General features: G+C 48.9%; 26 protein-coding genes and 2 tRNA genes. 12 read left to right on the forward strand and 16 right to left on the reverse strand.

The features are described 5' to 3' along the window. Nucleotides 1-82: 82 nt before the first annotated feature. The 3 genes from ACSYSY_RS07510 (at nt 83) to ACSYSY_RS07520 (ending at nt 2,323) form a co-directional block, all read left to right on the forward strand. Complete coding sequence (locus ACSYSY_RS07510; protein WP_491706951.1) at nt 83-847, forward strand: AraC family transcriptional regulator; 765 nt, start codon at nt 83-85, stop codon at nt 845-847. Between the two features lie 75 nt (nt 848-922). Next, nucleotides 923-1,501, forward strand: a complete 579-nt coding sequence (locus tag ACSYSY_RS07515) for a TetR/AcrR family transcriptional regulator (RefSeq protein ID WP_491706952.1) — start codon at nt 923-925, stop codon at nt 1,499-1,501. A gap of 51 nt (nt 1,502-1,552) precedes the next feature. Beyond that, nucleotides 1,553-2,323: an MBL fold metallo-hydrolase gene (locus ACSYSY_RS07520; protein WP_491706953.1), complete on the forward strand. Its 771-nt coding sequence runs from the start codon at nt 1,553-1,555 to the stop codon at nt 2,321-2,323. A 76-nt stretch (nt 2,324-2,399) separates the two neighbouring features. Here ACSYSY_RS07520 and typA read toward each other — a convergent pair whose 3' ends face one another. Further along, nucleotides 2,400-4,220 carry a translational GTPase TypA gene (gene typA, locus ACSYSY_RS07525; protein WP_491706954.1) on the reverse strand — a complete coding sequence of 607 codons (1,821 nt, stop codon included), beginning with the start codon at nt 4,218-4,220 and terminating at the stop codon, nt 2,400-2,402. 119 nt (nt 4,221-4,339) lie between these two features. Between typA and queF the strand changes: the two genes are divergently transcribed. Further along, nucleotides 4,340-4,828 (forward strand): preQ(1) synthase, encoded by a 489-nt coding sequence (queF, locus tag ACSYSY_RS07530; RefSeq protein ID WP_491706955.1) that lies wholly within the window; start codon nt 4,340-4,342, stop codon nt 4,826-4,828. Between the two features lie 6 nt (nt 4,829-4,834). Here the strand turns inward: queF and ACSYSY_RS07535 are convergent, their stop codons facing one another. Then, nucleotides 4,835-6,097 (reverse strand): outer membrane beta-barrel protein, encoded by a 1,263-nt coding sequence (locus tag ACSYSY_RS07535; protein WP_491706956.1) that lies wholly within the window; start codon nt 6,095-6,097, stop codon nt 4,835-4,837. 245 nt (nt 6,098-6,342) lie between these two features. On the opposite strand from ACSYSY_RS07535, the gene ACSYSY_RS07540 reads away from it, so the two are divergent. Continuing rightward, entirely contained in the window at nt 6,343-7,086 is a 744-nt protein-coding gene (locus ACSYSY_RS07540) for an SDR family oxidoreductase (RefSeq protein ID WP_491706957.1), read from the forward strand. A gap of 38 nt (nt 7,087-7,124) precedes the next feature. On the opposite strand, the gene ACSYSY_RS07545 is transcribed toward ACSYSY_RS07540, so the two are convergent. From ACSYSY_RS07545 to ACSYSY_RS07560, 4 genes are read right to left on the reverse strand one after another with little or no spacing between them, the layout of a single operon-like run. Beyond that, complete coding sequence (locus tag ACSYSY_RS07545; protein ID WP_491706958.1) at nt 7,125-8,624, reverse strand: peptide MFS transporter; 1,500 nt, start codon at nt 8,622-8,624, stop codon at nt 7,125-7,127. Between the two features lie 40 nt (nt 8,625-8,664). After that, nucleotides 8,665-8,826, reverse strand: a complete 162-nt coding sequence (locus ACSYSY_RS07550) for a hypothetical protein (protein ID WP_491706959.1) — start codon at nt 8,824-8,826, stop codon at nt 8,665-8,667. 17 nt (nt 8,827-8,843) lie between these two features. Beyond that, nucleotides 8,844-9,749: a DnaJ C-terminal domain-containing protein gene (locus tag ACSYSY_RS07555; RefSeq protein WP_491706960.1), complete on the reverse strand. Its 906-nt coding sequence runs from the start codon at nt 9,747-9,749 to the stop codon at nt 8,844-8,846. A gap of 2 nt (nt 9,750-9,751) precedes the next feature. Further along, complete coding sequence (locus ACSYSY_RS07560) at nt 9,752-9,901, reverse strand: hypothetical protein (RefSeq protein WP_491706961.1); 150 nt, start codon at nt 9,899-9,901, stop codon at nt 9,752-9,754. Between the two features lie 262 nt (nt 9,902-10,163). Between ACSYSY_RS07560 and ACSYSY_RS07565 the strand changes: the two genes are divergently transcribed. Continuing rightward, complete coding sequence (locus tag ACSYSY_RS07565; RefSeq protein ID WP_491706962.1) at nt 10,164-11,108, forward strand: glycosyltransferase; 945 nt, start codon at nt 10,164-10,166, stop codon at nt 11,106-11,108. 13 nt (nt 11,109-11,121) lie between these two features. On the opposite strand, the gene ACSYSY_RS07570 is transcribed toward ACSYSY_RS07565, so the two are convergent. The 5 genes from ACSYSY_RS07570 to ACSYSY_RS07590 all read right to left on the reverse strand — a co-directional run bounded on the left by ACSYSY_RS07570 (nt 11,122) and on the right by ACSYSY_RS07590 (nt 14,894). Continuing rightward, nucleotides 11,122-12,624, reverse strand: a complete 1,503-nt coding sequence (locus ACSYSY_RS07570; RefSeq protein WP_491706963.1) for an efflux transporter outer membrane subunit — start codon at nt 12,622-12,624, stop codon at nt 11,122-11,124. Between the two features lies 1 nt (nt 12,625). Then, nucleotides 12,626-13,537, reverse strand: coding sequence for an HlyD family secretion protein (locus ACSYSY_RS07575; protein ID WP_491706964.1), 912 nt, complete (start codon nt 13,535-13,537; stop codon nt 12,626-12,628). Between the two features lie 12 nt (nt 13,538-13,549). Then, nucleotides 13,550-13,744, reverse strand: a complete 195-nt coding sequence (locus ACSYSY_RS07580) for a DUF1656 domain-containing protein (protein WP_491706965.1) — start codon at nt 13,742-13,744, stop codon at nt 13,550-13,552. 339 nt (nt 13,745-14,083) lie between these two features. Beyond that, nucleotides 14,084-14,530 carry a hypothetical protein gene (locus ACSYSY_RS07585; protein ID WP_491706966.1) on the reverse strand — a complete coding sequence of 149 codons (447 nt, stop codon included), beginning with the start codon at nt 14,528-14,530 and terminating at the stop codon, nt 14,084-14,086. A gap of 109 nt (nt 14,531-14,639) precedes the next feature. Beyond that, nucleotides 14,640-14,894, reverse strand: coding sequence for a hypothetical protein (locus ACSYSY_RS07590; protein ID WP_491706967.1), 255 nt, complete (start codon nt 14,892-14,894; stop codon nt 14,640-14,642). A gap of 250 nt (nt 14,895-15,144) precedes the next feature. On the opposite strand from ACSYSY_RS07590, the gene ACSYSY_RS07595 reads away from it, so the two are divergent. From ACSYSY_RS07595 to ACSYSY_RS07615, 5 genes are all read left to right on the forward strand, one after another. Continuing rightward, nucleotides 15,145-16,149: an extracellular solute-binding protein gene (locus ACSYSY_RS07595; protein ID WP_491706968.1), complete on the forward strand. Its 1,005-nt coding sequence runs from the start codon at nt 15,145-15,147 to the stop codon at nt 16,147-16,149. A gap of 40 nt (nt 16,150-16,189) precedes the next feature. Continuing rightward, the gene (locus ACSYSY_RS07600) at nt 16,190-16,654 is read left to right on the forward strand and encodes a YcgN family cysteine cluster protein (RefSeq protein ID WP_491706969.1); all 465 of its coding nucleotides are present in this window, start codon (nt 16,190-16,192) and stop codon (nt 16,652-16,654) included. 30 nt (nt 16,655-16,684) lie between these two features. Next, nucleotides 16,685-17,356 carry a M48 family metallopeptidase gene (locus tag ACSYSY_RS07605; protein ID WP_491706970.1) on the forward strand — a complete coding sequence of 224 codons (672 nt, stop codon included), beginning with the start codon at nt 16,685-16,687 and terminating at the stop codon, nt 17,354-17,356. Nucleotides 17,357-17,424: 68 nt separating this feature from the next. Next, a tRNA-Leu gene (locus ACSYSY_RS07610) sits at nt 17,425-17,510 on the forward strand. Between the two features lie 164 nt (nt 17,511-17,674). After that, a complete protein-coding gene (locus ACSYSY_RS07615; RefSeq protein ID WP_491706971.1) occupies nt 17,675-18,427 on the forward strand; it encodes a tetratricopeptide repeat protein in 753 nt (250 codons plus the stop codon). Between the two features lie 12 nt (nt 18,428-18,439). Here the strand turns inward: ACSYSY_RS07615 and ACSYSY_RS07620 are convergent, their stop codons facing one another. The 4 genes from ACSYSY_RS07620 to rplM form a co-directional block, all read right to left on the reverse strand. Next, a complete protein-coding gene (locus ACSYSY_RS07620; protein WP_491706972.1) occupies nt 18,440-18,739 on the reverse strand; it encodes a hypothetical protein in 300 nt (99 codons plus the stop codon). Between the two features lie 28 nt (nt 18,740-18,767). Further along, nucleotides 18,768-19,850, reverse strand: a complete 1,083-nt coding sequence (locus ACSYSY_RS07625; protein ID WP_491706973.1) for a branched-chain amino acid aminotransferase — start codon at nt 19,848-19,850, stop codon at nt 18,768-18,770. Nucleotides 19,851-20,238: 388 nt separating this feature from the next. Next, a complete protein-coding gene (gene rpsI / locus ACSYSY_RS07630) occupies nt 20,239-20,742 on the reverse strand; it encodes a 30S ribosomal protein S9 (RefSeq protein ID WP_491706974.1) in 504 nt (167 codons plus the stop codon). Between the two features lie 10 nt (nt 20,743-20,752). Then, nucleotides 20,753-21,226, reverse strand: a complete 474-nt coding sequence (gene rplM / locus ACSYSY_RS07635; RefSeq protein ID WP_491706975.1) for a 50S ribosomal protein L13 — start codon at nt 21,224-21,226, stop codon at nt 20,753-20,755. A 372-nt stretch (nt 21,227-21,598) separates the two neighbouring features. Here rplM and ACSYSY_RS07640 point away from each other — a divergent pair, with 372 nt between their 5' ends. Continuing rightward, nucleotides 21,599-23,149, forward strand: a complete 1,551-nt coding sequence (locus ACSYSY_RS07640; protein ID WP_491706976.1) for a hypothetical protein — start codon at nt 21,599-21,601, stop codon at nt 23,147-23,149. A gap of 35 nt (nt 23,150-23,184) precedes the next feature. Here the strand turns inward: ACSYSY_RS07640 and ACSYSY_RS07645 are convergent. Continuing rightward, a tRNA-His gene (locus ACSYSY_RS07645) sits at nt 23,185-23,260 on the reverse strand. Nucleotides 23,261-23,402: the final 142 nt, after the last annotated feature.

Consider the following 23,402-nt stretch of genomic DNA (forward strand, 5'->3'; position numbering starts at 1 on the left):
GCCGGCGCTTGCGAACGTCATACAGCTTTATCATCCGTCCTGCTTCGTTGAATCAGACATTTATTTATGATAATAGGACAGAATGTGTGAAATTGATGAAAGTGTCTCACGGCCTGTTCTGGCACTCGGCAATCACTATCCCCCGGATTATGAACTGAAAGAACACCATCATCGACGCAGCCAGTTTCTTTATGCAGCAAGCGGGGTGATGGCCGTTAGAACCCCACAGGGAACGTGGGTCTCCCCGCCCCAACGAGCCGTATGGATCCCAGGAAATACACCCCATTCAGTGCGCATGATCGGGGCCGTCCAGACACGCAGTGTATTGATTGAACCAGATTATAGCTTAAATAAGGGAACAGGCTGCCAGATCATAAGCGTATCCCCGCTACTCCAGCAATTATTGATTGCATCCTCCGAAATATCTGCTGAATATGATACGACAGGACGCGATGGCCTGGTTATGTCTCTCCTTCTGACAGAAATCTGCCGTGCACCTACGCTTCCCTTATCTGTCCCATTTCCAGCACATGCCTGTCTGGAAAAATTATGTCAGGATTTTCTTCATAATCCTGACGCCACCATAACAACAGACGAATGGGCTGATCATCTCGGCATGAACAGGCGGACATTTACACGTCTGTTTCGCCGTGAAACGGGTATGAGCTTTGTTGAATGGAAACAACAGGCCTGTGTTTCAATCGCTCTTCCACGCCTCGCTGCAGGCGAGTCAGTCACCTCCATTGCCCTGGATATGGGCTATGAAGGAGCGGGCAATTTTACGGCCATGTTCAAACGTATCGTAGGAGCACCGCCAAGCCGCTATAACGATCAAACAGACCGTTAATAGTCATCTCACATTAATTATGGACTTATCAGTTCAAAACAAGTACGCTCTTTCAAAATCAGTCGAGTATGAAACATGGCCCGTCCTCAGGAATTCAACAGAGAGATTGTTCTGCAAAAATCCATGAAGCTTTTCTGGCAGCATGGATATAAAGCGACGTCTTTGACTGATATTTTGAAGGCAACAGGGCTGAGCAAAAGCAGTCTCTATAACAGCTTTGGCAATAAATACGGGCTCTTTCTGGAAGCGTTTGATCGGTACCGAGAGGATCGTTATCAGGATATGATCAAAATTCTCTCTGACGACCATGCAAGAGCAGCCATTGAGCGTTTTTTTCGTATGATTGTTACAGATGCCAGAAACCCGGAAAAAGGGAGTGGCTGTATGGGCATTAACCAGGCCATTGAGCTGGCCCCTCATGACAACGCCATAAAAATGCGGATTGAGGAGGATTTTAACCGTCTGGAACTCGCCCTCACCCTGACTATTGAACGTGGCCAGAAAGAGGGCACGATCACCCATAAACGTGATGCCCGATCCCTCGCCACTCTGCTTGTTCTCGGCTTTCCGGGGCTCCAGATTTTCACCACCCTTCTCGCTGATCCCGAGAAGATGAAGCAAAAGCTTTCCAGTTTTCTGTCTTTACTTGACTGATATTTTTTTAACTCATTTTGGACCATTCGGTCCCTAATAAGGAGACATCATATGAAAATCACGCAAATACGCAATGCCACCTTACGTCTGGACTATGGAGGAAAGCGCTTTCTGATTGATCCTTATCTTGCAGACAAGGAGACATATCCCGGCTTCCCCGGGACCCTGAATGCTGAGCTTTCCAATCCCCGTGTTTCACTGAAAACACCTATGAGTGACATTCTCGATATAGATGCTGTTATCGTCACCCATACCCATCCTGACCATTGGGACGACGCTGCGATCGCCCTCATATCAAAAGACATTCCCCTTTTTGCGCAACATGAAAAAGATGCTGCCCTCATTCGCTCACAGGGCTTCAAAGATGTTCGGATCCTTTCTGAAAACTCACGCTTTGAAGGGATTACCCTGCATAAAACAGCCGGCACACATGGCAGCCAGAATGTCATTGCCCGGTTTCACGATATTCTTGGAGATGTCTCGGGTGTCGTTTTCCAACATCCTGATGAAAAAACGCTCTATATTGCCGGCGATACGGTCTGGAATGGGCAGGTCGCACACGCCCTGAAACAGTACCGTCCCGACATTATCGTCCTCAATGCCGGTGATGCAGAGCTTATCACAAAAGAGCCCATCATCATGAATGCCCCTGATGTGAAATCAGTATGTGACGCAGCGCCTGATGCTGTTGTCATTGCGAGCCATATGGAAGCCGTTAATCATGCTGTCCTCACACGCGGGCAATTAAAAGCGTTTGCTGAGCAGAACCATATAGACAAACAGCTCTTAATCCCTGAGGACAATGAAAGCTATTCTTTCTAGGGTCTGTTTTCACAAGAACCTAAAACAAAAAAGGCCGGAATAAACCGGCCTTTTTCTTCGTCCTATAAAATAACGCTTATACTTCTTTGCTACGTGAAGCGCGTTTGCGTTCATGCGGGTCCAGATAACGCTTTCTGATCCGGATCGCTGAAGGAGTGACCTCAACCAGCTCATCTTCCTCAATATAAGCAATTGCCTGCTCAAGGCTCATCTTACGGGGAGGTGTCAGAAGAAGGGCCTCGTCCTTACCGGCAGCACGCATATTGGTGAGTTTCTTTTCACGCACAGCGTTCACTTCGAGGTCATTCTCGCGGGAATGCTCACCCAGGATCATGCCCGTATAAATCTTCTCACCCGCACCGACGAACAATGTACCACGATCCTGCAATGAGAACAGGGCATATTGTGTGGTGACACCATCTTCAGCAGAGATCAGAGAGCCATTACGGCGCCCTTCAATCGGCCCGGCATAAGGCATATAGGCATGGAAGAGACGGTTCATGATGCCCGTGCCGCGTGTGTCGGTCAGGAACTCATTATGATAGCCGATCAGACCACGTGACGGAATCAGGAAGGTCAGGCGCTGCTTGTCACCGCCGGAAGGACGCATATCCTGCATCACGCCCTTACGCAGGGACATTTTCTCAACAACGGCGCCTGAGAATTCCTCATCCACATCGATGAGAACTTCTTCATAAGGCTCTTCACGCTCACCTGTTTCAGGATTTTCACGGAACAGCACTCTTGGACGCCCGATTGTCAGCTCAAACCCTTCACGGCGCATCGTCTCAATAAGAACGCCGAGCTGAAGCTCACCGCGACCGGCCACTTCGAAAGCTTCGCTTTCAGGGCTGTCAGTCACTTTAATGGCGACGTTGCCCTCTGTTTCCTTGAACAGACGGTCACGTATCTGGCGGGATGTGACCTTCTTACCCTCACGTCCACCCAATGGTCCGTCATTGATACGGAAGGTCATGGAGAGGGTTGGTGGGTCAACCGGTGTTGAAGGCAAAGGCCCTTCGAGAGCCGGGTCAGCCAATGTATCAGGAATCGTCGCTTCAGAAAGACCAGCAATCGCGATGATATCGCCTGCTTCAGCCTCATCGACGGGCACGCGGTCAAGACCGCGGAATGCCAGCAACTTGGTCGCACGGCCTGTCTCGACAACGTCTCCATTCGGCGTGAAGACGCGAATCGGCATATTGACCTTCGCGCGGCCCTGCTCAATACGGCCTGTCAGAATACGGCCAAGGAAGTTATCGCTCTCAAGGATGGTGGAAACCATCGCAAATGGCTTGTCTTTATCCAGCCCTGGACCAGGGACATGCTTCAGGATCAGGTCAAACAGAGGAGAGAGATCCTTGCGGGCACCTTCCAGTTCTGTATCAGCCCAGCCCTGACGGCCAGACGCATAAAGCATGGGGAAATCAAGCTGCTCATCATTGGCGTCCAGAGCGGCAAAGAGGTCAAAGACCTCGTCATGCACTTCATCAGGACGGGCATCGCCACGGTCAACCTTGTTAACCACCACGATCGGGCGCAGCCCACGTGCCAGAGCTTTGCCAAGCACAAATTTTGTCTGTGGCAGAGCCCCTTCAGCGGCATCAACCAGAATGACGGCACCATCCACCATGCTCAGGATACGCTCAACCTCACCGCCGAAATCGGCGTGGCCCGGGGTATCAACGATATTGATGCGCGTGTTTTTCCAGACCACTGAGGTACATTTGGCCAGAATGGTGATCCCACGCTCACGCTCAAGGTCGTTATTATCCATAGCGCGTTCAGCAACGTGCTGATGCTCATGGAAAGAGCCTGACTGCTGCAGGAGCTGGTCAACAAGAGTGGTCTTCCCATGATCGACATGGGCAATAATGGCGATGTTACGAATATCCAAGGCGATCTTCCAGAAAACGACAGATTAAAGACAGAAGTTAGGTGTGTTCTGCACTGATTTCGATTATTTTGCAAATAATACCCGCATTTTAAACTGAAATTAAGGTCGGATTTCACCCCATGTCTTCTGCTTCCTCCTCTGATTCTCCTCACTCCCAGCCAGAGAACCTCCATCTTCTGGGGCGCCAGTCTGCTTTGCCAGCTTCCCCCGAAGAGGCTGTTCTTGAGCGCGTCCCCGCCCCTCATAAGGGGAAACGCTACATGGTACGGTTCACCGCACCTGAATTTACGTCTCTTTGCCCGGTGACCGCACAACCGGACTTTGCCCATATCGTTATTGATTACATCCCGCGGGACTGGATTGTCGAAAGTAAGTCTCTCAAGCTTTTTCTCGGAAGCTTCCGCAATCATGGTGCTTTTCATGAGGATTGTTCAGTCACCATAGCCACCAGACTGGTCGAACTTCTTGACCCGGAATGGCTGCGCATCGGCGCTTATTGGTACCCACGCGGCGGCATCCCCATTGATGTTTTCTGGCAGACTGGTCCCGCCCCGCAGGATGTCTGGATTCCCTCGCAGGACGTTCCCGGTTATCGTGGCCGCGGTTAAACACCTCTAAAATCCTATCGTCGCGTCTCCTCCTATGAGGATACGTGACTGATGATGGAAATCATCAAAAACTTTTGTCCCATTTAAAGCACGGTCAAAACGAATTTCAGGGCGGATTTGGAATGTCTTGATTCCGTGCCCCAGATGCGGACTCCAGACCGCATTGAACGTCAGATCGCCATAAGTTGTCGGCGATGCTCCATAACTGCTGTTCTGATGGCCCAGAAGAGCGCGTGCATAATCCCGATTACCGGGAAACTGCATGACAAACTGCCCTGAATTATCACGGTAAAGCTCCATACGGGCATTGAAGCTCAATGTCTCTGTCAGCTTATACTGCCCCCAGAGAACACCACTCCAGCTCTCTCCCAGAGCTTCGTCATGCAGAAAGGTCGCTTCAGCGGTCACATTCCATTTGGGAGTGATCTGCCAGGAAAGATTCAGATCATTCCAGAAACGCTGCGCCGAACGGGCCTGCTTCCCAAGGGAGGCAACCGCATTTTCGGGACCGATTCGAAAAATATCGGTAAAACTGACCGTTCCCCCACCAAGATCGTGACCATTAAATCCCACATAACCTGAGGGACGGCCATTATTATTCCCTTTCCCAAAAGACATCTGATTGCCCGCATCAAGGCCAAACAGCACGTTATAATGGTCTGCAACATGCCATTGGAAATACCCTCCTAGAAGTTCAAAGGGCACCGCATATTCCGATGTATAGGCCAGCGTATAGAAAGAACGTGCGGCAGCATCGAGCACTTCCACCCCCATAGGGGACGGTAAAATACCAATCTGCCCATCAAGCCCCCCTTTCGTCACCCAGGGCATATGCAGGGCGATATTGGCTGCTGTCGGTGTCAGCTGATAACGCTTGTCGATCCATTTATCCGAGATACCGGAAATCCCGTAAACCTGGGCGTCAGACCCATAAAGAAGCTGAAAATTAAACCCAAACCCATATCCTCCCCCAATAGGGTCAACCGGTTTTGTTATATTAAGAAGGATCTGGTTGAGCAGTGGTTCATCACTATGGGACGTGAGCAACTGTCCGAAATTCATACCATTCCGGGGATGGCCCGTATTGGCCATGATTCCCCCTTCAATCTGTAAGCCGAGCTCAATGTCCGAAAACCAGTTTTTCACGTTGGTTTCGCCCTGTATCCGTTCGGAATGAACGTCCGCTTCCGCTCTTTTATGAGAAAGAGTGAGCGTTACAGCGCTTATTGCCAGGATAAGAAGGAAATTGCGGCACCGGATATTCTTCATAGCGCACCTTACTCATTTCGATAATGAAACAATATGTACCTGATAGCGTTGTTTGCGCAATATGATTCGATATCGAAATAACTATTTTTAAAATACAACCCTGAAACAATCTTGAATTTATTTCAGGGTTGTATGCACTTTATCCACACTGGTCTTACGATAATTCCTGTTTTATCGTGTTATTCCTCACAGTTCCCAGGGATATTTTCAGAGGAACTGAAACATCTTCATAAGGGATCATCGCTATGATCGAGGGAAAAGTCATTATCATCACAGGGGCCTCATCAGGAATTGGTGAAGCGACAGCCCGCCTTCTGGCACAACAGGGGGCCAAAGTCATTCTCGGTGCCCGCCGTGAAAACCGACTGAAACAGATTGTCTATGACATCAACGTCAATGGCGGCACGGCACTCTATTCAGTGCTGGATGTTACAAAGCCCGAGGATAATGAGGCCATCGTCAAACTTGCGCTTGATACGTTCGGACGGCTGGACGCCATTTTCCTCAATGCCGGAATCATGCCAACCTCTCCCGTCTCTGCGTTAAAAACAGAGGAATGGCACCAGACGATTGATGTCAATATCAAGGGGTTCGTGAATGGCGTTGCTGCCGTTATGCCCCTCTTTGTCAAGCAGAAATCCGGGCAGGTTATTGCCACATCATCTGTCGCGGGTCTCAAACCCTATCCGGGGTGTGCGATCTATGGTGGCACGAAGTGGTTTGTGCGCGATTTCATGGAAATTCTACGTATGGAATCCGCAATGGAAGGAACCAATATCCGTACCGCAACGATTTATCCCGCGGCAATTAAAACGGAATTACTTCATAGCATTACAGATGCCAGGTCAGCTGAATCCATGCAGAAACTCTATGACCAGCATGCCATTTCACCTGAAAGTGTCGCCCAGGTCGTCGCACTGGCCGTGGACGCACCTGCCGATACAAATATCAGCGAATTCACCGTCGGCCCGACGAATCAGGCCTGGTAGGGAAAGAAGCTCAGATGAAGCACGGCTCTTTTTGAGAATTAGTGCTTCATCTGAAGGTTTTTATGATGCAACGCATCCAGTCTTTTCACTAATGGGAGCAATAAAGCCAGAATAACGCATAAAATCATGGCTCCCCAAAAGAGATGTTCAAAAAGGGGTGCGTATAGAGGTGCCATGATTGGCTGTCTTACTGTGGTGGGTATGGCCGCACCATTAGCTACAAGACTGCCGACATACATGCCGATCCCCCACAACATATAAAGAGCCCCCATCAACACCGCATTCATCCGTGCAGGGGCATATTTCGCGATAATTGAAAGCCCTAACCCAACGGTCAGAATCTCACCAAACGAAACAAGGCCGTAGCCTAAAACCATGACCCAGGGAGAGACGAGCCCTGTCGCCATTCTGGCAGAAAGCCACCATGCCAGAAAACCGAGCCCGACAAAGCCATACCCGACAAGAATCTTATAAAAAAGCGCAACATCCCGACCATTTTTAGCCCAATGACGATAAAGGGCTGCCAGAAGAGGCCCAAAAACCATGATCCAGAAAGGATTAAGAGCGTAAAACTGCCCGGCTGTCAGCGTAAAGAGTTTAACAGGTCCGATCATAAATTGCCCCGACACGGCCCGAAGGGCAAAAAGTGTCAGAGATGTCTGCATCTGCTGGAAAAAGATCTGATAGGCCACAGTCTGCAGGCCCAAAAGACAGGTCAGAAACAGACCCGGCCTCTCTTGTGGCATGGCTTTGACCCATAAAAGCCCCCAGACCCCTGCCAGAATGACCCCTGCTCCGATCACGCCGGAGCGGGCGATCGCCGGTTTGGAAAGCATCTCTATTGAAGCACCCCACAAAATGAGCATAAGCACAACGAAAACAAGCCAGAAAAACAGGTTCTTATTTCGTTTGAAATCAGGCAGCGGAGCAAAAGGCGCTAACCATGAAGAACGCCAGGCATAAACACACAGCCCCAATAACAACCCCAGCACGCACCCGCTAAAGGCCATGGAGGGCCCCCACTTCATCTGCACCCAGGGCAATAGAAGCATGGAGATCACCGACCCGACATTGATCGACATGTAATAAAGGGTGAATGCGGCATCCAGCGCTGTTTCATCTTCTGCATAGATACAGCGGACAAGTGCCCCGGCATTTGGCTTAAACAGCCCATTGGACAAGGCAATCAAAGCCAGCGCCGGGAGAAACAGGCTTTTTTGTTGCAGTGATACAGCCAGAAGCCCATAGCCAACCGTTAAGCCAACGGCTCCCATAATCAGTGTCGGGCGCGTACCAAGATATTGGTCGCCTACAAAACCGCCAATAATCGGCAGGCTATAGGCCAGAACAGCAAAGGCTCCGAGCAGCAGATTAACATCCGCATCCTGCATATGCAGCGCCTGCACCATAAACACAGTGAGGACGGCCTGCATGCCGTAATATCCAAAGCGTTCCCAGATTTCTATGGCCAGAACGACCAGAAACGCCTTGTTTCTCTGCGAAGAAGGTCTGGATAGTGAAGGCAAAGCAGAAGACATAAAGAACCTTTATCGGAAAAAAACAGTCTTCTTTTTAGCTCTAGCCCCCGGCAAGATGGAAGCCGTGAACGCGGCTGACTCCCAAAAAGCCCAGACCAATAAGCACCGCAACAAGGGCGATGGCAATAATGAGGCCAATAATCTCCCTTCTGTGAAACCAGTCACGCAAGGTGGTAATCGGCATTAGAAACTTGATCATCATTATTGCATTATCCTGCGTCAGCTAGCGTCTTTTTTCCGGTAATAATCCTCAATAAGCTTTTCGAGGTCCGGGTCAAGTTTGCCAAGTTTGACACGCAATGTGACAAGCAGATCCCCTTCGGCAGAACGCCCATGAGCCGCAATCCCACGCCCTTTTAATCTCAGGACTGTCCCGGTATCAGAATGAGGTGCGACTGACACGGCTACGGTGCCCTTGGGCGTGCGAACGCGAATTTTCCCACCCAGGAGAACCGTTTTCAGGTCCACATCCTGCGTGACGCGGAGATTCCGCCCCTCACGCGTATAATAAGAGTCAGGGGTGACGTGAATCTTGAGCAGAACATCCCCTGCGGGGCCTACCTGCCCTGAAGGGCCGGCCTGCCCGGGCATCCCTTTCCCCTTCACACGCAATGTCACGCCATCTTCAACGCCAGGCGGAATGGTCACGGCAATCTGCTGCCCTGTCCCTAAATCAATTTCCCGCTTGTCACCAATAGCCGCCTGCTCAAAAGAGACCGTCAGATCGCCATGAAGATCCTCTCCGCGCCGGCTTCTCTGAGAGGCACGGAACCCGCCCCCGCCGAACATATTGGAGAAAAAGTCTCCCAGATCCTCATTATTCTGAAAGCCATGCTGCCCACCAAAACCCCCGGCACCGGCGCCGTAACCATTTCCGCCGTAACCGCCGAATGGACCACGCTCCTGACCGTCAGCATCGATCTCCCCTCTGTCGAAACGGGCTCTCTTTTCTTTATCTCCCAATATTTCATAAGCTTTACTGATCGCCTTGAATTTCTCTTCGGCCTTGGCATTATCGGGGTTATGGTCAGGATGATATTGCTTGGCCAAACGACGATAAGCGCTGCGAATTTCCTTATCGTCCGCTGTTTTGGCTACCCCTAACGTGGCATATGGGTCAGTCATTATTAATCAGATTCCTTCAAATCAGTATCATCCAGGAGGTCAATCAGAACGGCAATAATCTGTCCATAGGTAAAACCGGATTGTACCCCTTCATGAATAAGGTTTTTTAATCTGGGTCTCAAAAAATCGGCTATGGGAAGTTTCTCGCTCATATTTTTTCCCTTTCTTCATGAAATGTACATCACTAAAATGAAGTTCAAGAGGCCTGTGATGAACCAGAACCCGGGTGAATATCCGACTTTACCACCGCATTTTCCTCAGAGCATATATTTCCCTGAAAAACTTGAAAAAACACCTTTTTTGACGCTCTGGCCCTTTTATTCTACACAACCAGTCTCACTGAACCGTCTTCTATTCTACCTGATCTTTTCAACTATAGTATATTAATATAAGCCGTACTTAAGGGTTAATGTTATGATGTCTGCCTCACCTTACCCTCCTTTTAACCCTTCTTCTGGCAAAAAACGTCTCATTGTCACTGGATGTGACAGTCGTTATTTCCCTTTACTTGAAGAGCTCATTGCTTCTATCCGGCGATTCCCCGAAACTGAAAAACTCGATATTGCCTGCATTGATGGTGGATTAACCCAAGAACAGATTCAGAAACTGACGCAATCAGCCATTCCGGTACAATCTCCTTATATCCCTTCTGATTTACCAGCCAGACATCTCAAAAAAAGACCAAGTCTGACGATAGGTCTTTCAAAACTCTGGCTCGATACATTTTTTCCTGATTATGAGACCATTCTCTGGCTGGATGCGGATACGTGGGTGCAGGAATCCTCTGCGCTGGAGCTTTTATTTGGAGCCGCCGAGACAAAAACCCCCTCACTGGCAACCATTCCTGAACTTTTTCTCCATAAACCTTTCCGGCTCAGATGGCTGCCTTTTGATCTCGCCCAAATCCGCTCTATTCTCTATAAAAATTCAACAATTGCCCGCCTGCCCCGTTCCATCCGCCACAAGATTGGCGTACGCCCAACCTTGAATGGCGGCATTTTTGCCCTCTCCCGCACAGCCCCGCATTGGCAGAGACTCAGGGACTGGCAGAAAATCGTTTTAAAACACGGCAAGATTTTCTGTTCAGATCAGTTATCTCTTTCTCTCTGCGGGCATATTGATTCACTTCCTGTCGAATTTCTGCCACCAGGCTGCAATTATATGGGGCCCTGGTATTTCAACAGTAAAACCGGAAAAATCTGTGAGCATGTTTATCCCCATGCGCCGGCAGGCATTATTCACCTTGCCGGCTATGATGACATGCGCCTTGACCCGGCAGTCACAACCAGTGTTCTTGATGAGAATGGTGAAAAACGCGCCATGAGTCTCCGTTTCTCCAGCCTCTATCCTGAATCATAGAGGCTTGCAGATCTTAACGGGAGAACGCCCGTAAAAGAATGCTCTGATCTTTTTTCTCAACAGGCAGGCGTGTATCGGTCAGCTCCTGGCCTTGCCACCCTGCCCCCATGGAAACGTACAGCGTAACGGCATCATCAAGACGCTTACCATGGGCCAGAACGGCATCATCCTGCGCTTTAAGAGCTGTCTGCTGCGAGTTCAGAACATTGATATAGCCTGTCAGCCCAGCAGTAAAAAGCTGCCTGGCCCGGTCACGTGCCAGATTTGCCTGTTCAGCGGCTTCCTTCCGCTCTTTTACAAGCTGATTATCCTGCTGCCAGTTAACAATGGCATCCTCTACCTCACGCAAACCATTAAGCACTGTCTGACGATATTGCAGACGGCTGCCTTCTGCTTCTGCTCGAGCCTGCATAATCTGGGCGCTATATTTACCGCCATGAAGTACAGGAACAGAGGCCATCATCAGAATGCTCCAGCTCATCGCATTTACCTGGAAAGCATGAGAGAGCGCTGAGGAATTCGGATTAAAGTCCAATGGAATATTAAAATTAGGATAAAGCTGGGCAACCGCAATCCCTATACGGGCCGTATTTTCAGCATAATGACGCTCTGCCTCACGAATATCGGGGCGATTTGCCACAACCATGGAAGGGATAGCCTTGGGGAACACCGGCATTACAGGAAGTTTCTGGCGCTTCTGTAATTGAGGTTCCAAAGTGCCAGGCATTTCTCCCATCAACACCGCAATCGCATGAATAAGACGCTGCTGCTGAGCCAGAAGATCTGGAAGACGGGCACGCTCGGTATGTTCCTCTGACTTTGACTGGGCAATCGTCAGCGTATTTCCAACCCCATTATCATAGAGCCGTTGCACCAAAATTGTCCCATCATGAGCAACCTTGATGGCATTCTCGGTAACAGTCAGCCGCTCCTGCACGGTTCTAAGCGTGATATAATCGCTCACCAGCTGACTTAACAACGAAACAAGAACGCCTTTCCGTTCTTCTATTGTTTCATCAACGATACGCTTTCGGGCTTCTACCGTGCGTGAAATTCGACCAAAAACGTCCAGTTCCCAATTTGCCCTAGCCCCATAGGTCAGAACAGAAGCATGGGGATGATTCAAGTGGCTCCCCGGACGTGTGATCCAGTTATCAATATTAATGGAGTAGCGGTTATCTCCGCCCCCTGCATTGGCATCAAGCTGTGGATACCAGTCAGATTCAGCCTGGCGCCTTAAAGCCTGTTCGGCAAGGATATGCTGTGACGATACCTGAAGATCATAATTGCCTTTAATGGCTCTCTCTACCAAATCATTCAGGACAGGGTCGTTAAAACGTCCCCACCAGTCTTTCAGAAGACGCTCTGTCTGGGCTTCTTCCTCTTTTGTGGTGGGATGTGGCTGGCCTGCAAAATTTTTGGGCAACGGAAAATGATCCGGCTTGTAGTCAGGTCCGACGGCACAGCCTGACAAAAAACAAAGACCCAGAAAAGAAGGGAGGGCAAATTTCTTCATTTTACAGATGATTCTGCAACCATGTTGTCAGGAGGCCCTTGGCGCCATTTTTCTGTTTACCAACAGCGACTGTTGCGGTCATTCCTGCTGATAAAATCACATTTGGCGGGATATCATCAAAGGCAATTCGCACCGGGATACGCTGAGCAAGACGCACCCAGGTAAAGATTGGATTAACAGTGGGCAGCCCCAGCTTATCCCAGCTCCCGTTCTGGTCATTAATACCACGCCCGATGCTGACCACATGACCTTTCAAAATCTTGCGGTACCCCATCAATTTAATGCGCGCTTCCTCTCCAACATGCACACCATGCATCTTGGTCTCTTCAAAATAGCCGTACAGCCAGTAACTATTGGCATCAATAACCGCAAGATATGGCTGACCGGCTTTCACGTAATCGCCAACTCGCAAATTAAGGTTCGTCACATAGCCATCCACAGAGGCATATAATGTCGAACGCTGAAGATTCAGAAGTGCTGTATCCAATGCGGCTTTGGCCTCATCAAGCAGGGCCCTTTTGCTCGTCACATCGGAGTTGAAGTCATCCTGCTCTTCACGCGACACAACGCCGCTCAACCCATGACGGCGGCGGGCATTGGAGAGACTCAGGCGGTAATCCTCTTCCGCACCGGACAGACGCGCGCGTGCCTCATCGATCTTGATCTGGAAACGTAGCGGATCAATCCTGAAAAGAGGGTCACCTTTATGAACCAGCTGGTTATCTTTTACAGGAACTGAAACAACCGTGCCTGAAACTTCAGGCGCAGTGGCAACCACATACACCCTGACCCTGCCATCACGAGTCCATGGGTCCAGCACGTAGAGATCCCAAACGACGTAGCCCAATCCCGCCGCAAGAGCGACGACTAATAATGTCAGAAGAGGGCGAACAAGGCGACGAACCCAGATCATGCGTTATACCTGTTAGACATAAATGACCATAAGACACAAAACGCAGACAAAGAAGGCAATTTCAAAAAGCGCTGCATGCCAAAACCAACCAAGCGCTCCAACACGCCATAAAATAAAACGAAATATAAGTGTCACTACCGTCGCTGCGACAGCGTAAACGGCAATAGGCGCTACATAGACACCGAAAAGATTTACTTCCGCCAACATCCTACGTTCATTCTACCCCGCAAACCAAGGTTAACCCCTGCTTCCGCGCACGATTGACCACGATGTCCTCTCCCATGACGCCTTGACAGCTATCAATTACGCTCTGCGAACGTAAATCAAATATATCGCCTCTGTGTTATAGAATAATTCTTAATTCGAACACCCATGAAGGGCCAGAAGAAGAAAATTTAATAAATTTTTGCAATCAACTGACCTAAAAAGCACATCTTTTTCCCTCAGGAACCTGGAGACCATCGTTCTTCCGTCCGGTGAAGAATCCCTGACATAAAAAAACCTCCCTCCACAATGGAAAGAGGTAAAAACGATAAACCGGGAACGTTACTTCTTTTTCTTGCGCCGGAAGGGGGAAGTGGCAACACGCCATAAATGCCCACCCGCAAAACGACCAATTGGACCAAGTGCCACCTTGGCCAAAGCGGTTACCTCAACAGCCCGCTTAAGCTCCTGAAGTTTACGATCGCGCTCCATTTTTTCCCGTTCTTCGGCATGAGAGGGGTAACGGCTACGCATCGCAAGCATTACAAAGAAAAGCGTCAGCAGGACATCAACAGCTGTAACGCAAAGCGCTCCATAAAAAAGCCCCATATGACAGAGTTTTGCGAAAAGCACCCACAAAACACCATGAAAGGAAATTGCTGTAAAAAACAGGAACACCAAAGCCATAATGGCAAATAATGCCCTCAGACCATGACGTTTGACGGAATGAGTCAGAATCCGTCCCTGAGCGGACAGAATTTCCTGGCCTAAATCAATAGGGCTGCTCATAGTCCTTGACCTCTTCTTTCGAGAACGCTTTATCCCAACGTCTATAGCCGCAAAATATCATAAGCGCAAAGGTTAAAGCCCTGTCCTGCTGTGCCCTCCTCTTTGCGTTCTATTTGGAAATACGCCCCAGGACAAACCCAATCACAAGTGAGAATAAAACCGCCCCCAGAGGTTGTGCCCGGACGTGTTTTTTTAAGCCGGTTATCTGGTCAGGCATGACTTCCTCAAGCTTACCTTCTGTTTTTTTCAGAGACTCATCAAAGCCTTTCCTGACCTGATCAGCTGAAATGCCATCCTGATTTTTCAGAAAATCCCGCGCTTTGTCCGAGGCTTTTCCTAATTGTTCCTTTAATTGTTCCGCCATGTCACTCTCTCCTTTCCAAGGAAGGTCTCTCGCCTGTTCATCAGGCGATAATGCAAGTCTGGCAGACTATATTTAAAAAAATACTAATCCTTATGATGACATACATAATAACGAATAGACTCATATCCATTTATATGGATGAAAAGAAAAATTTTACGTTCTCTAAAATTATGTTAATATTAAGGAAAGATATACTAACTATGCGTATTTTCTCGGATTTTATGTATATCCAACCAGAGAACAGCCAATCATGTGCCCTCTATTTCCGTCTTTTTACATTACGCACCTTTTGCTCAGGAATTTCCTTCTTCCCCTTTCCTGTCTGATTGGGGCTTTATGCTCTTTTGATGATGCTGCTGCCAAAACGCGCGCTTCAACAGCCTCACAAACGGATTCTTCGGCCCCTTTTTTGCGCTTTGCCGTTGCTGAAACGTTATTAAATGACAATTGGCTCGTTGTTCCCGGAAATTTTACCGAACAACTCGTTATCTGGGACGGATGTTCCGGGACCGCTTCCGAAGGCAGCCAACGCCGTCCTCCCCAATGGGACGCCATAATGTTAAGTGAGGAAGAAACCGAGCTCGGTTGTACACAGGGATGGCTTAGCGCTTTTTATAATAAGCATTGTGGCAAACCGGCAGGCTACCTTCACAGCGCCTTGATCTGGCATAAGAAACGTTTTTCATCGCCACCGGACTGGGCTTCCATGTGGGATGTTGTCCGCCACCCAGGAAAGAGGGGGCTCCCACAACGGGCGCGAGGCACTCTTGAATTTGCCTTATTGGCCAATCAGGTCCCTCCATCGGAAGTTTATAGCACTCTCTCAACACCAGATGGGCAGAGACTTGCTTTCAAGCTGCTTAACAGAATTCGCCCTTTTATTTCCTGGTATCATACACCCGCTGAGTTCCAGGAACTTATGCGCACTAAAAGCGTCATTATCGGAATTGCTCCTTTAAGTGCGCTGACGTCTTCACCTTCCATAGAAGTTGACCCCGCTTTTACCCCGAATTTTTCCTATTCCATATATTCAAAACGCTTCTGGGGTATTCCAGCTTCCCTTCCGGCCACCCAACACGACCATGTTACAAAAATACTCGATGAAGCAGCCCCTCATCTTTCCTACGAAACCCCTGATATCACTGACGCAAGTCTGGTCATTGATGATGACTTCTGGACGGCTCACGCCCCTGTTCTTGAACCGGCTTTCAATAAATGGCTCGAAACTGGTAAGGTGGATCTCAAGGCCAATTAGCATTAGAAGCCTATAATTTTACGATTGATAACGGGCATATATGACTGAAAAACCTCCTTTTTGGAAAATTACTGCCCTTAAAGACATGACAAAAGCGCAATGGGAATCCTTGTGCGATGGGTGCGGACGATGCTGCCTGCACAAATTTCGTGAAGATGAAACGGACGAAATCCTGTGGACGAATGTAGGGTGTCGCCTGCTCGATTCTGAGACATGTCGTTGCAAGGATTATGAAAACCGCCACCGTCGTGTCCGGGATTGTGTCACATTAACGCCTGCTCTTCTGGCACAACTTGACTGGTTACCCCCAAGCTGTGCCTATCGTTTATTACGCGATGGCCATGACCTTCCTGACTGGCATCCCCTTGTCTCCGGCACGACAGAAACCGTGCATCTTTCTGGTGCTTCCGTCCGACATCGCTTTGTAAATGAACGATCTGTGGCGGTTCTTGAAGACTATTTTGCCGAGTGGCCCGGAGAATGGCCAGAACCCTGGCAATCATAAAAAACAAGTCCCCATGAAGCCTGAATTTTCATGTTATTGCCACCTCTGATCTGGAAGCACAATCCACGTGCCAGACGTTTATCCTTACGGATTGATCCCAGACAACGCGCCGTTATCATCACACTGCCCCCGGGAATGACTCAAAAAGAGGGATTGTCTTTTTTCCACAGTCAAACCCTATGGGTCAGCAAAGCCCTTTCTGCCTTGCCGGCAAGAGCCATTGAAACAGGGTCTATCCCTCTGGAAGGGCGACCGACTGCCCTGCTGCGTGAAGCTGATGCCAAACGTGGTGTCTGGCTTGATCAGCAGGGCATTCACATAAGCGGGAAGGAAGAACACCTTGAACGGCGTTTGAAAGACTTTTTGAGACACTATGCTCTCAGAACAATAACGCCGGTTGTGACAGATTACAGCCACAGAATGGCTCTCTTCCCCACTCAATTAGCCTTTCGTGACACAAAAAGCCGTTGGGGAAGCTGCACACAAAAAGGGCGCCTGATGCTTAATTGGCGGTTATTATTCACTCCTCCTGCCATTCGTGATTACGTTATCGTTCACGAACTGGCTCATCTGCGCCATTTTCATCATGGAATAAATTTCTGGAAATTGGTGGACTCCTATTGTCCACGTCATCACCAAGGTCGCATTGATGCTGAACACTGGTTAAAAACAAATGGCAGTTCTTTACTCAGCATTATTTAGGAAAGAATGAAAAACGCCTTTCCTGTCTTCCCTGTCATACACAAATAGGCTATAAGGCGCGCATGGTCGCGCGCTTGGCGGAATGGTAGACGCACGAGACTTAAAATCTCGGGTTCGTAAGAGCGTGCGGGTTCAAGTCCCGCAGTGCGCACCACGTAATTTCTTTTTAAAACCATAAAAACAGGATCTCGGTCGAAGGCTGCTTTTTTCGTCTTCTCCTGATCTGGCTTCGCTATATTACTGATTATTTTGAGCGTGAGCCATAAAAGCGATGTCTCCTTCCCGAACCGGCGCACCTCCCTGGAAAATCAAAAGGCAATGGTCCCCACTTTTTTACAGAAATTTCAGATCAGGAAAACCGTTCCCTCCCGGACTCTCCCACCCGAATTGACTGAAATTTATGATAAAGCAGCCAATGGCCATGTTCTGGAACAAGTCCTCTGGGGAAAAGCCCTCCTGAACAGTATTTATCTCACCCCGGATCCCGTTCAGGCGCGTGAGTGGTTTTTGATTGCCTCACAATCACATTACGGTCCTGCCTATAATATGCTGGGACGTTGTTCTCATTTTGGCTGGGGATGTCCCCTCAACCTGACGGATGCCGTACATTATTACGAAAAAGCCTCTGAAGCAGGGGATTTATGGGGATGCTATAATCTGGCGATTATGACCTTACGAGGGTTGGGAATTAAGCCGGACCGCGCCCAGGCTTATACCCTGTTCCGGAAAGCGGCCTTAAGAGGGCACGCCAAATCCATGAATCTCATGGCCCGGTTTATGGAAGAAGGATGGGAAACACCCCGCGACCCTTTATCAGCTCTTGAATGGTACCGGCGCTCTGCCGAGGGAGGCGATTATCGCGGGCAACATAATTACGCAACGGCGCTCATTGCCCAGGGGAAATATGAGGAAGCCCTTTCATGGTGGCGCAAGGCGGTCGAAACGGCAACAACAGACATCCTGCTCGCCATGAAACGCGAACTCGCAAACCCATCCATTCCCCGCGATAAGGCCCTTCTTCTCCGGCTGAAAGAACGATTGGACATCGCTCTTCCACCCCCGTCAGACTGACGCTCCCTTCTCTCAGGGTACGATATTTAATTTCCATGCCGCATATTGATTGCGTTCCGGCGTGTCTGCCAGCTCATAACCCTCTCGTGAGAGCATACGCGTCATATAGTGACGATTATAAAAAAAGGCATAAAAAAACTGCCAGATTCCACATGTCAGAAATGACAATATCGCATGAAGAACAGCCATATCAATTTCCCCTCTGAAGAGAGGGACCAGTGGACCGAAGAAAAAGAATGTCCAGCTGAAACCGACATAACCCTCACGCATTATGCCGGATACTTTATTACGAATTAGGACAGCTTGCGCCATAACCTCCCTTTCTGATGGGGCACATCACCTATAATGCCACCCGGTAACGCCACCCAAAAGGATCTTCTGCTTCATCGCGTTGAATGGCTGTCAGAGCCTTTTTCAACGACATGGTCACCGTCCCTGGTGTGCTGCCATCACCAAGTTTCACGTCGCCTGACGCTCTCTTCAAAGAACCGATCGGTGAAACCACGGCGGCCGTCCCGCATGCAAAAGCCTCTGTAATTTCACCTTTTACAATAGCATCGAACACATCATCAATGGCAAGAACTTCTTCCACCATGTTGATTCCCATATGACGCCCCAGTGTAAGCAGGCTATCGCGCGTTACACCTCTGAGGATCGAGCCATTGAGTGGGGGTGTCACAACGCTTCCGTCACGGCGGACAAACATGATGTTCATGCCTCCCATTTCCTCAACATAGCGTTTTTCAACCGCATCAAGGAAAAGGACCTGGTCACAATGCTGCGCACTGGCTTCTTCCTGCGCTACAAGGCTGGAAGCATAATTACCGCCGCATTTGGCTTCTCCCGTGCCGCCGGGAGCTGCACGCGTATAACGATCTGTCACCCATACATTGACACACCCCTTGCCAAAATAGGCCCCGGCCGGAGAAGCCAATAAGACATAGAGATATTCATGGGACGGTTTTACGCCAAGGAAAACCTCATTCGATATCATGAAAGGGCGGAGATAGAGGCTTTGCCCCTCGCCTGTCGGAATCCATTCCTGATCGAGCTTCAATAAAGCTTCTATTGATTCGATCAGCAGATCTTCCGGCAGCTCTGCCATGGCAAGGCGCCGTGCCGAGGCTGCAAAACGGGCAGCGTTTGCCCGAGGGCGAAAGAGCAGTGGGTTCCCGTCGCGCCCACGATAGGCTTTCATCCCCTCAAATATTTCCTGCCCATAATGAAAAACCGTCGCGGCTGGATCAAGCGGAAGAGGCTGACGCGCTATAATTTTGGGATCATACCACCCTTTATCCTCGCTATAGCGAATTAGGGCCATATGATCTGAGAAGACACGCCCGAATTTTGGATCCTGGAGCAATAACTCGCGTTGATCAGCAGGAGTAGGGTGAGACGTTTTCTCGAATACAAAGTTCTTCATAAGATCAGCCCATTCTTTCACGCTATCTGAATAATCCCGGCCCATTCAAGGACGTTATTTCCCGGTTATGAAAAACCTTCTCTTGAGATTTGGCAACCGTAAAAAGCCAGAATTTCAGCTTTTTTATAAAAAACAAAATGCTATAGGGTGATTTATGGTAATTATAATACGATTACAAAGAAATATATGTAATAAAATTACATTATATGAAACTCATAGAGTTTAATGAAATAAATTATTTTTAAACTTATCTGTTAATTTATAAAACAGGAATATATTACAAAAATTACTTTATATTATAGATAACTATTACTTTTATTTTGCAAAGTAAAAGCCCTGCAGATAAATCCACAGGGCTTGAACAGCATTTCGTAAAAAACGAAAAAGCTTAACGTTTGGAGAACTGGAAGGAACGGCGAGCTTTGGCTTTACCGTATTTCTTACGTTCAACAACACGGCTGTCACGTGTCAGGAAGCCGGCAGCTTTCAGGATAGTACGCAGCTCTGGCTCATAATGAGTCAGGGCACGTGAAATACCATGACGAACGGCACCAGCCTGACCGGAAAGCCCACCACCTTTTACAGTGCAATAGACATCGAACTGGTTATAGCGGTCAGCTACCAGGAAGGGCTGTGCGAGCAGCATGCGCAGGACAGGACGTGCGAAATAGGTCGTGACTTCACGCCCATTGACGATAATCTCGCCCTTACCAGGTTTAAGCCATACGCGAGCTACGGCGTCTTTACGGCGACCTGTTGCATAGGAACGCCCTTGGGCATCGCGCTTTGCTTCATAAACAGGGGCAGCATTGGTAACAACAGGGGCGACGCTGGCAAGATCCTGCAACGTGCCGGTACGTTCAGCGACGGGACGCTCTTGAGTTTCTGACATGATCCAGGCCTTACGACTTACGGTTCAGGGTATTCTTGCGGTTCAGGGAAGCCACGTCCAGTTTGACAGGATTCTGGCCATCATGAGGATGGTTTGCGCCTGCATAGACATAGAGGTGCTTCATCTGGGCACGCTGAAGAGGGCCACGCGTAATCATACGCTCAACTGCCTTCTCAACAACCTGTCCGGGATTTTTCCCTTCCAGACGCTGTGTGATTGTGCGTTCCTTGATCCCGCCAGGATAACCTGTGTGATAATGGAAAAGCTTCTGGCCGACTTTATTTCCCGTCAGGGCAATTTTATCAGCATTGATAACGACAACAGCATCACCGCAATCGACATGTGGTGTGTACTGAGGTTTGTGTTTACCACGGAGACGATTGGCAATAATCGTAGCAAGGCGACCAAGAACGAGCCCTTCGGCGTCGATCAGAATCCAGTTCCTTGTAACCTCCGCAGGTTTCAGCGAAAGTGTGGTTTTCATTCGTGACATTTCCGGTCTAGCAGTGCCGCGCTCATCGCCGCACCAGGAAAAACTTTCCCTGCACAAAACTCAGTGGCTGAGTGTCTTCATACAGGAACAATCAAGTGTGTGTCTTATCGCGATAACTCGCCGGAAGGTCAAGCTTTTTTATAAAGAAGGCACGTTATTTTTGGCGGTATAGAAGGAAATATACGTGTATGGTATTATATTACCTCACATGCTGGGGCTTTTTCTTCCTCCGATAATATAACTGGGGAAAAGCTTGCTCATGACACGGGGAATTCGGTAATGTCAGGCGGTCTGTCACTTTTCATTTCCCACTTCCCTGTCTCGGGGCCGGTAAGTGGATGAACACCCGGGGATGTCCATACTGTGAAAAGACTCTGGTTTGCTTTCAGTCTTGTTGTGTTGGTAATTGTCATTGCAGGCCTTGGCATTTATCGCAATGCAACCTTGAAGCTCCAACGTACTGTAGAACAATTACAGGCAGCTCTCCCCGCCCATACCATTTTTACGTACCGATCTGCCTCCCCTTCATTTCTGGTGGACGGGGTCACAATGAGAGACGTTACTTTTAAAAATGGCCACAAAACCTTTCATGCAGGTCTTATCCGTTTGGGTCATCCCCGTTTTCTGCAAGGGGGGCAATTAACACTTTCAAGTCTAACCCTCAAAGATCTCGGTTACACGACTTCAAAATTACGACTCGATATTCGCAAAACCACTTTCAAACATCTGATCATCCCCGCAGCTCCGGGCCAGCTTGAGGAAGACGTGACTGCCGGCAGTATGAAATCTCTGGCAACCCTTCTGGCATTCAACCCTGAAAATCTTACGTCCCTTCGTTTTGCCCTGACATATGTCAAAGGTCTCAAACTTGAATTCCAGGCCCCGATTGAAACACCTTACAAGCATCTGACCATCCGTGGCGCCCAGACAGATTCCATGATTCTGGAAGGATATGGGCAGGGTAAGAAAATTTACGGAGCACTGAGAAATCTTTCTCTTGGCATTAATATCAGCAAGGATAATCTCAGCTCATTTGGCACAACATTAGCCAGTGTCATTTTAGCCCCGGAAGATGCCAAAAATGCAGCGCCTCTTCCTGCGACACTCAGCTTTGCCTCCATAGAGGGCAAGGAAGGCGTCACCCGCTTATTACAGCACCCCTTTAAGGGCGATTCAAATATCACACGTGATTTCTGGCAAAAGCCTCTTGAGCTTCCCTGGAGCAGTACCGGCACAATCACGATTAACGGCATGAAACTGGCATTTAATAAACAGTCAGACAAAAACAGCGCCGCTCTTGATTATCTTTATCTTGCACGCCGGAACGAAAATACGGCCCAGCGTACGGAAATCTTTTTAAAAGGATTTCACATCCGCCCCTCCCGCAAGATCACGCTTCCCTTCCCTATAAATGGTTCTGAAGGGACCCTGCGCTCGACTTTAATCAATCATCACGAGGATCAACTCTGGCAAAGTGATGCCACAGCACATCTTTCCTTAGAGAAAATCGGTGAGGTCACACTCACCAGCCATTATAGTTTCCCTTACGAAAATCCTTTTTATCAATCTTCAGAAATTTTGCATGATTTTGCCAAAAACCTTGAGTTCAGCAACGTAAGCCTCGCCATTCATGGTGACCATTTTGTTGATTTCGGGTTGGCATTGGCCAGAGTGGTGTCACCAACTCTACCGCAGGAGAATCTCCGCCAGATCACCATTGGTGACCTTACAAAGCTAAGCGAGAAACGCCCGATGGTTGCCCCTCTTGCTGACTATGTCACGAACCCACATGACCGGACACTCAATATCAGCCTCGGAAGTCTGTCCTCTGATCTGTTGAGCCGCCTGCCCCTTAATGGCTCTCTGGAAGCTATTCTGGACGCGTTACACGTCACATCAATCAGCACACGCTGAAGCGATATTAAAATTTTTAAAAGGGGAAAATCTGCTGGGGCGAATGACGGGGCTCGAACCCGCGACCACCGGTACCACAAACCGGCGCTCTACCAACTGAGCTACATCCGCCACACAGCGAAAGAAGATTTATAAAATCCTGATCGTTCCGTCCAGCCCCCTTTTGCAGTATTTTTTAATATCTTCCTTTTTTCTTCCTGATATGAAGAGACGATCGGGTTTTCACACACTATCGGAACGCTTATAAAACACC

This window comes from Aristophania sp. ESL1100 (assembly GCF_058511235.1).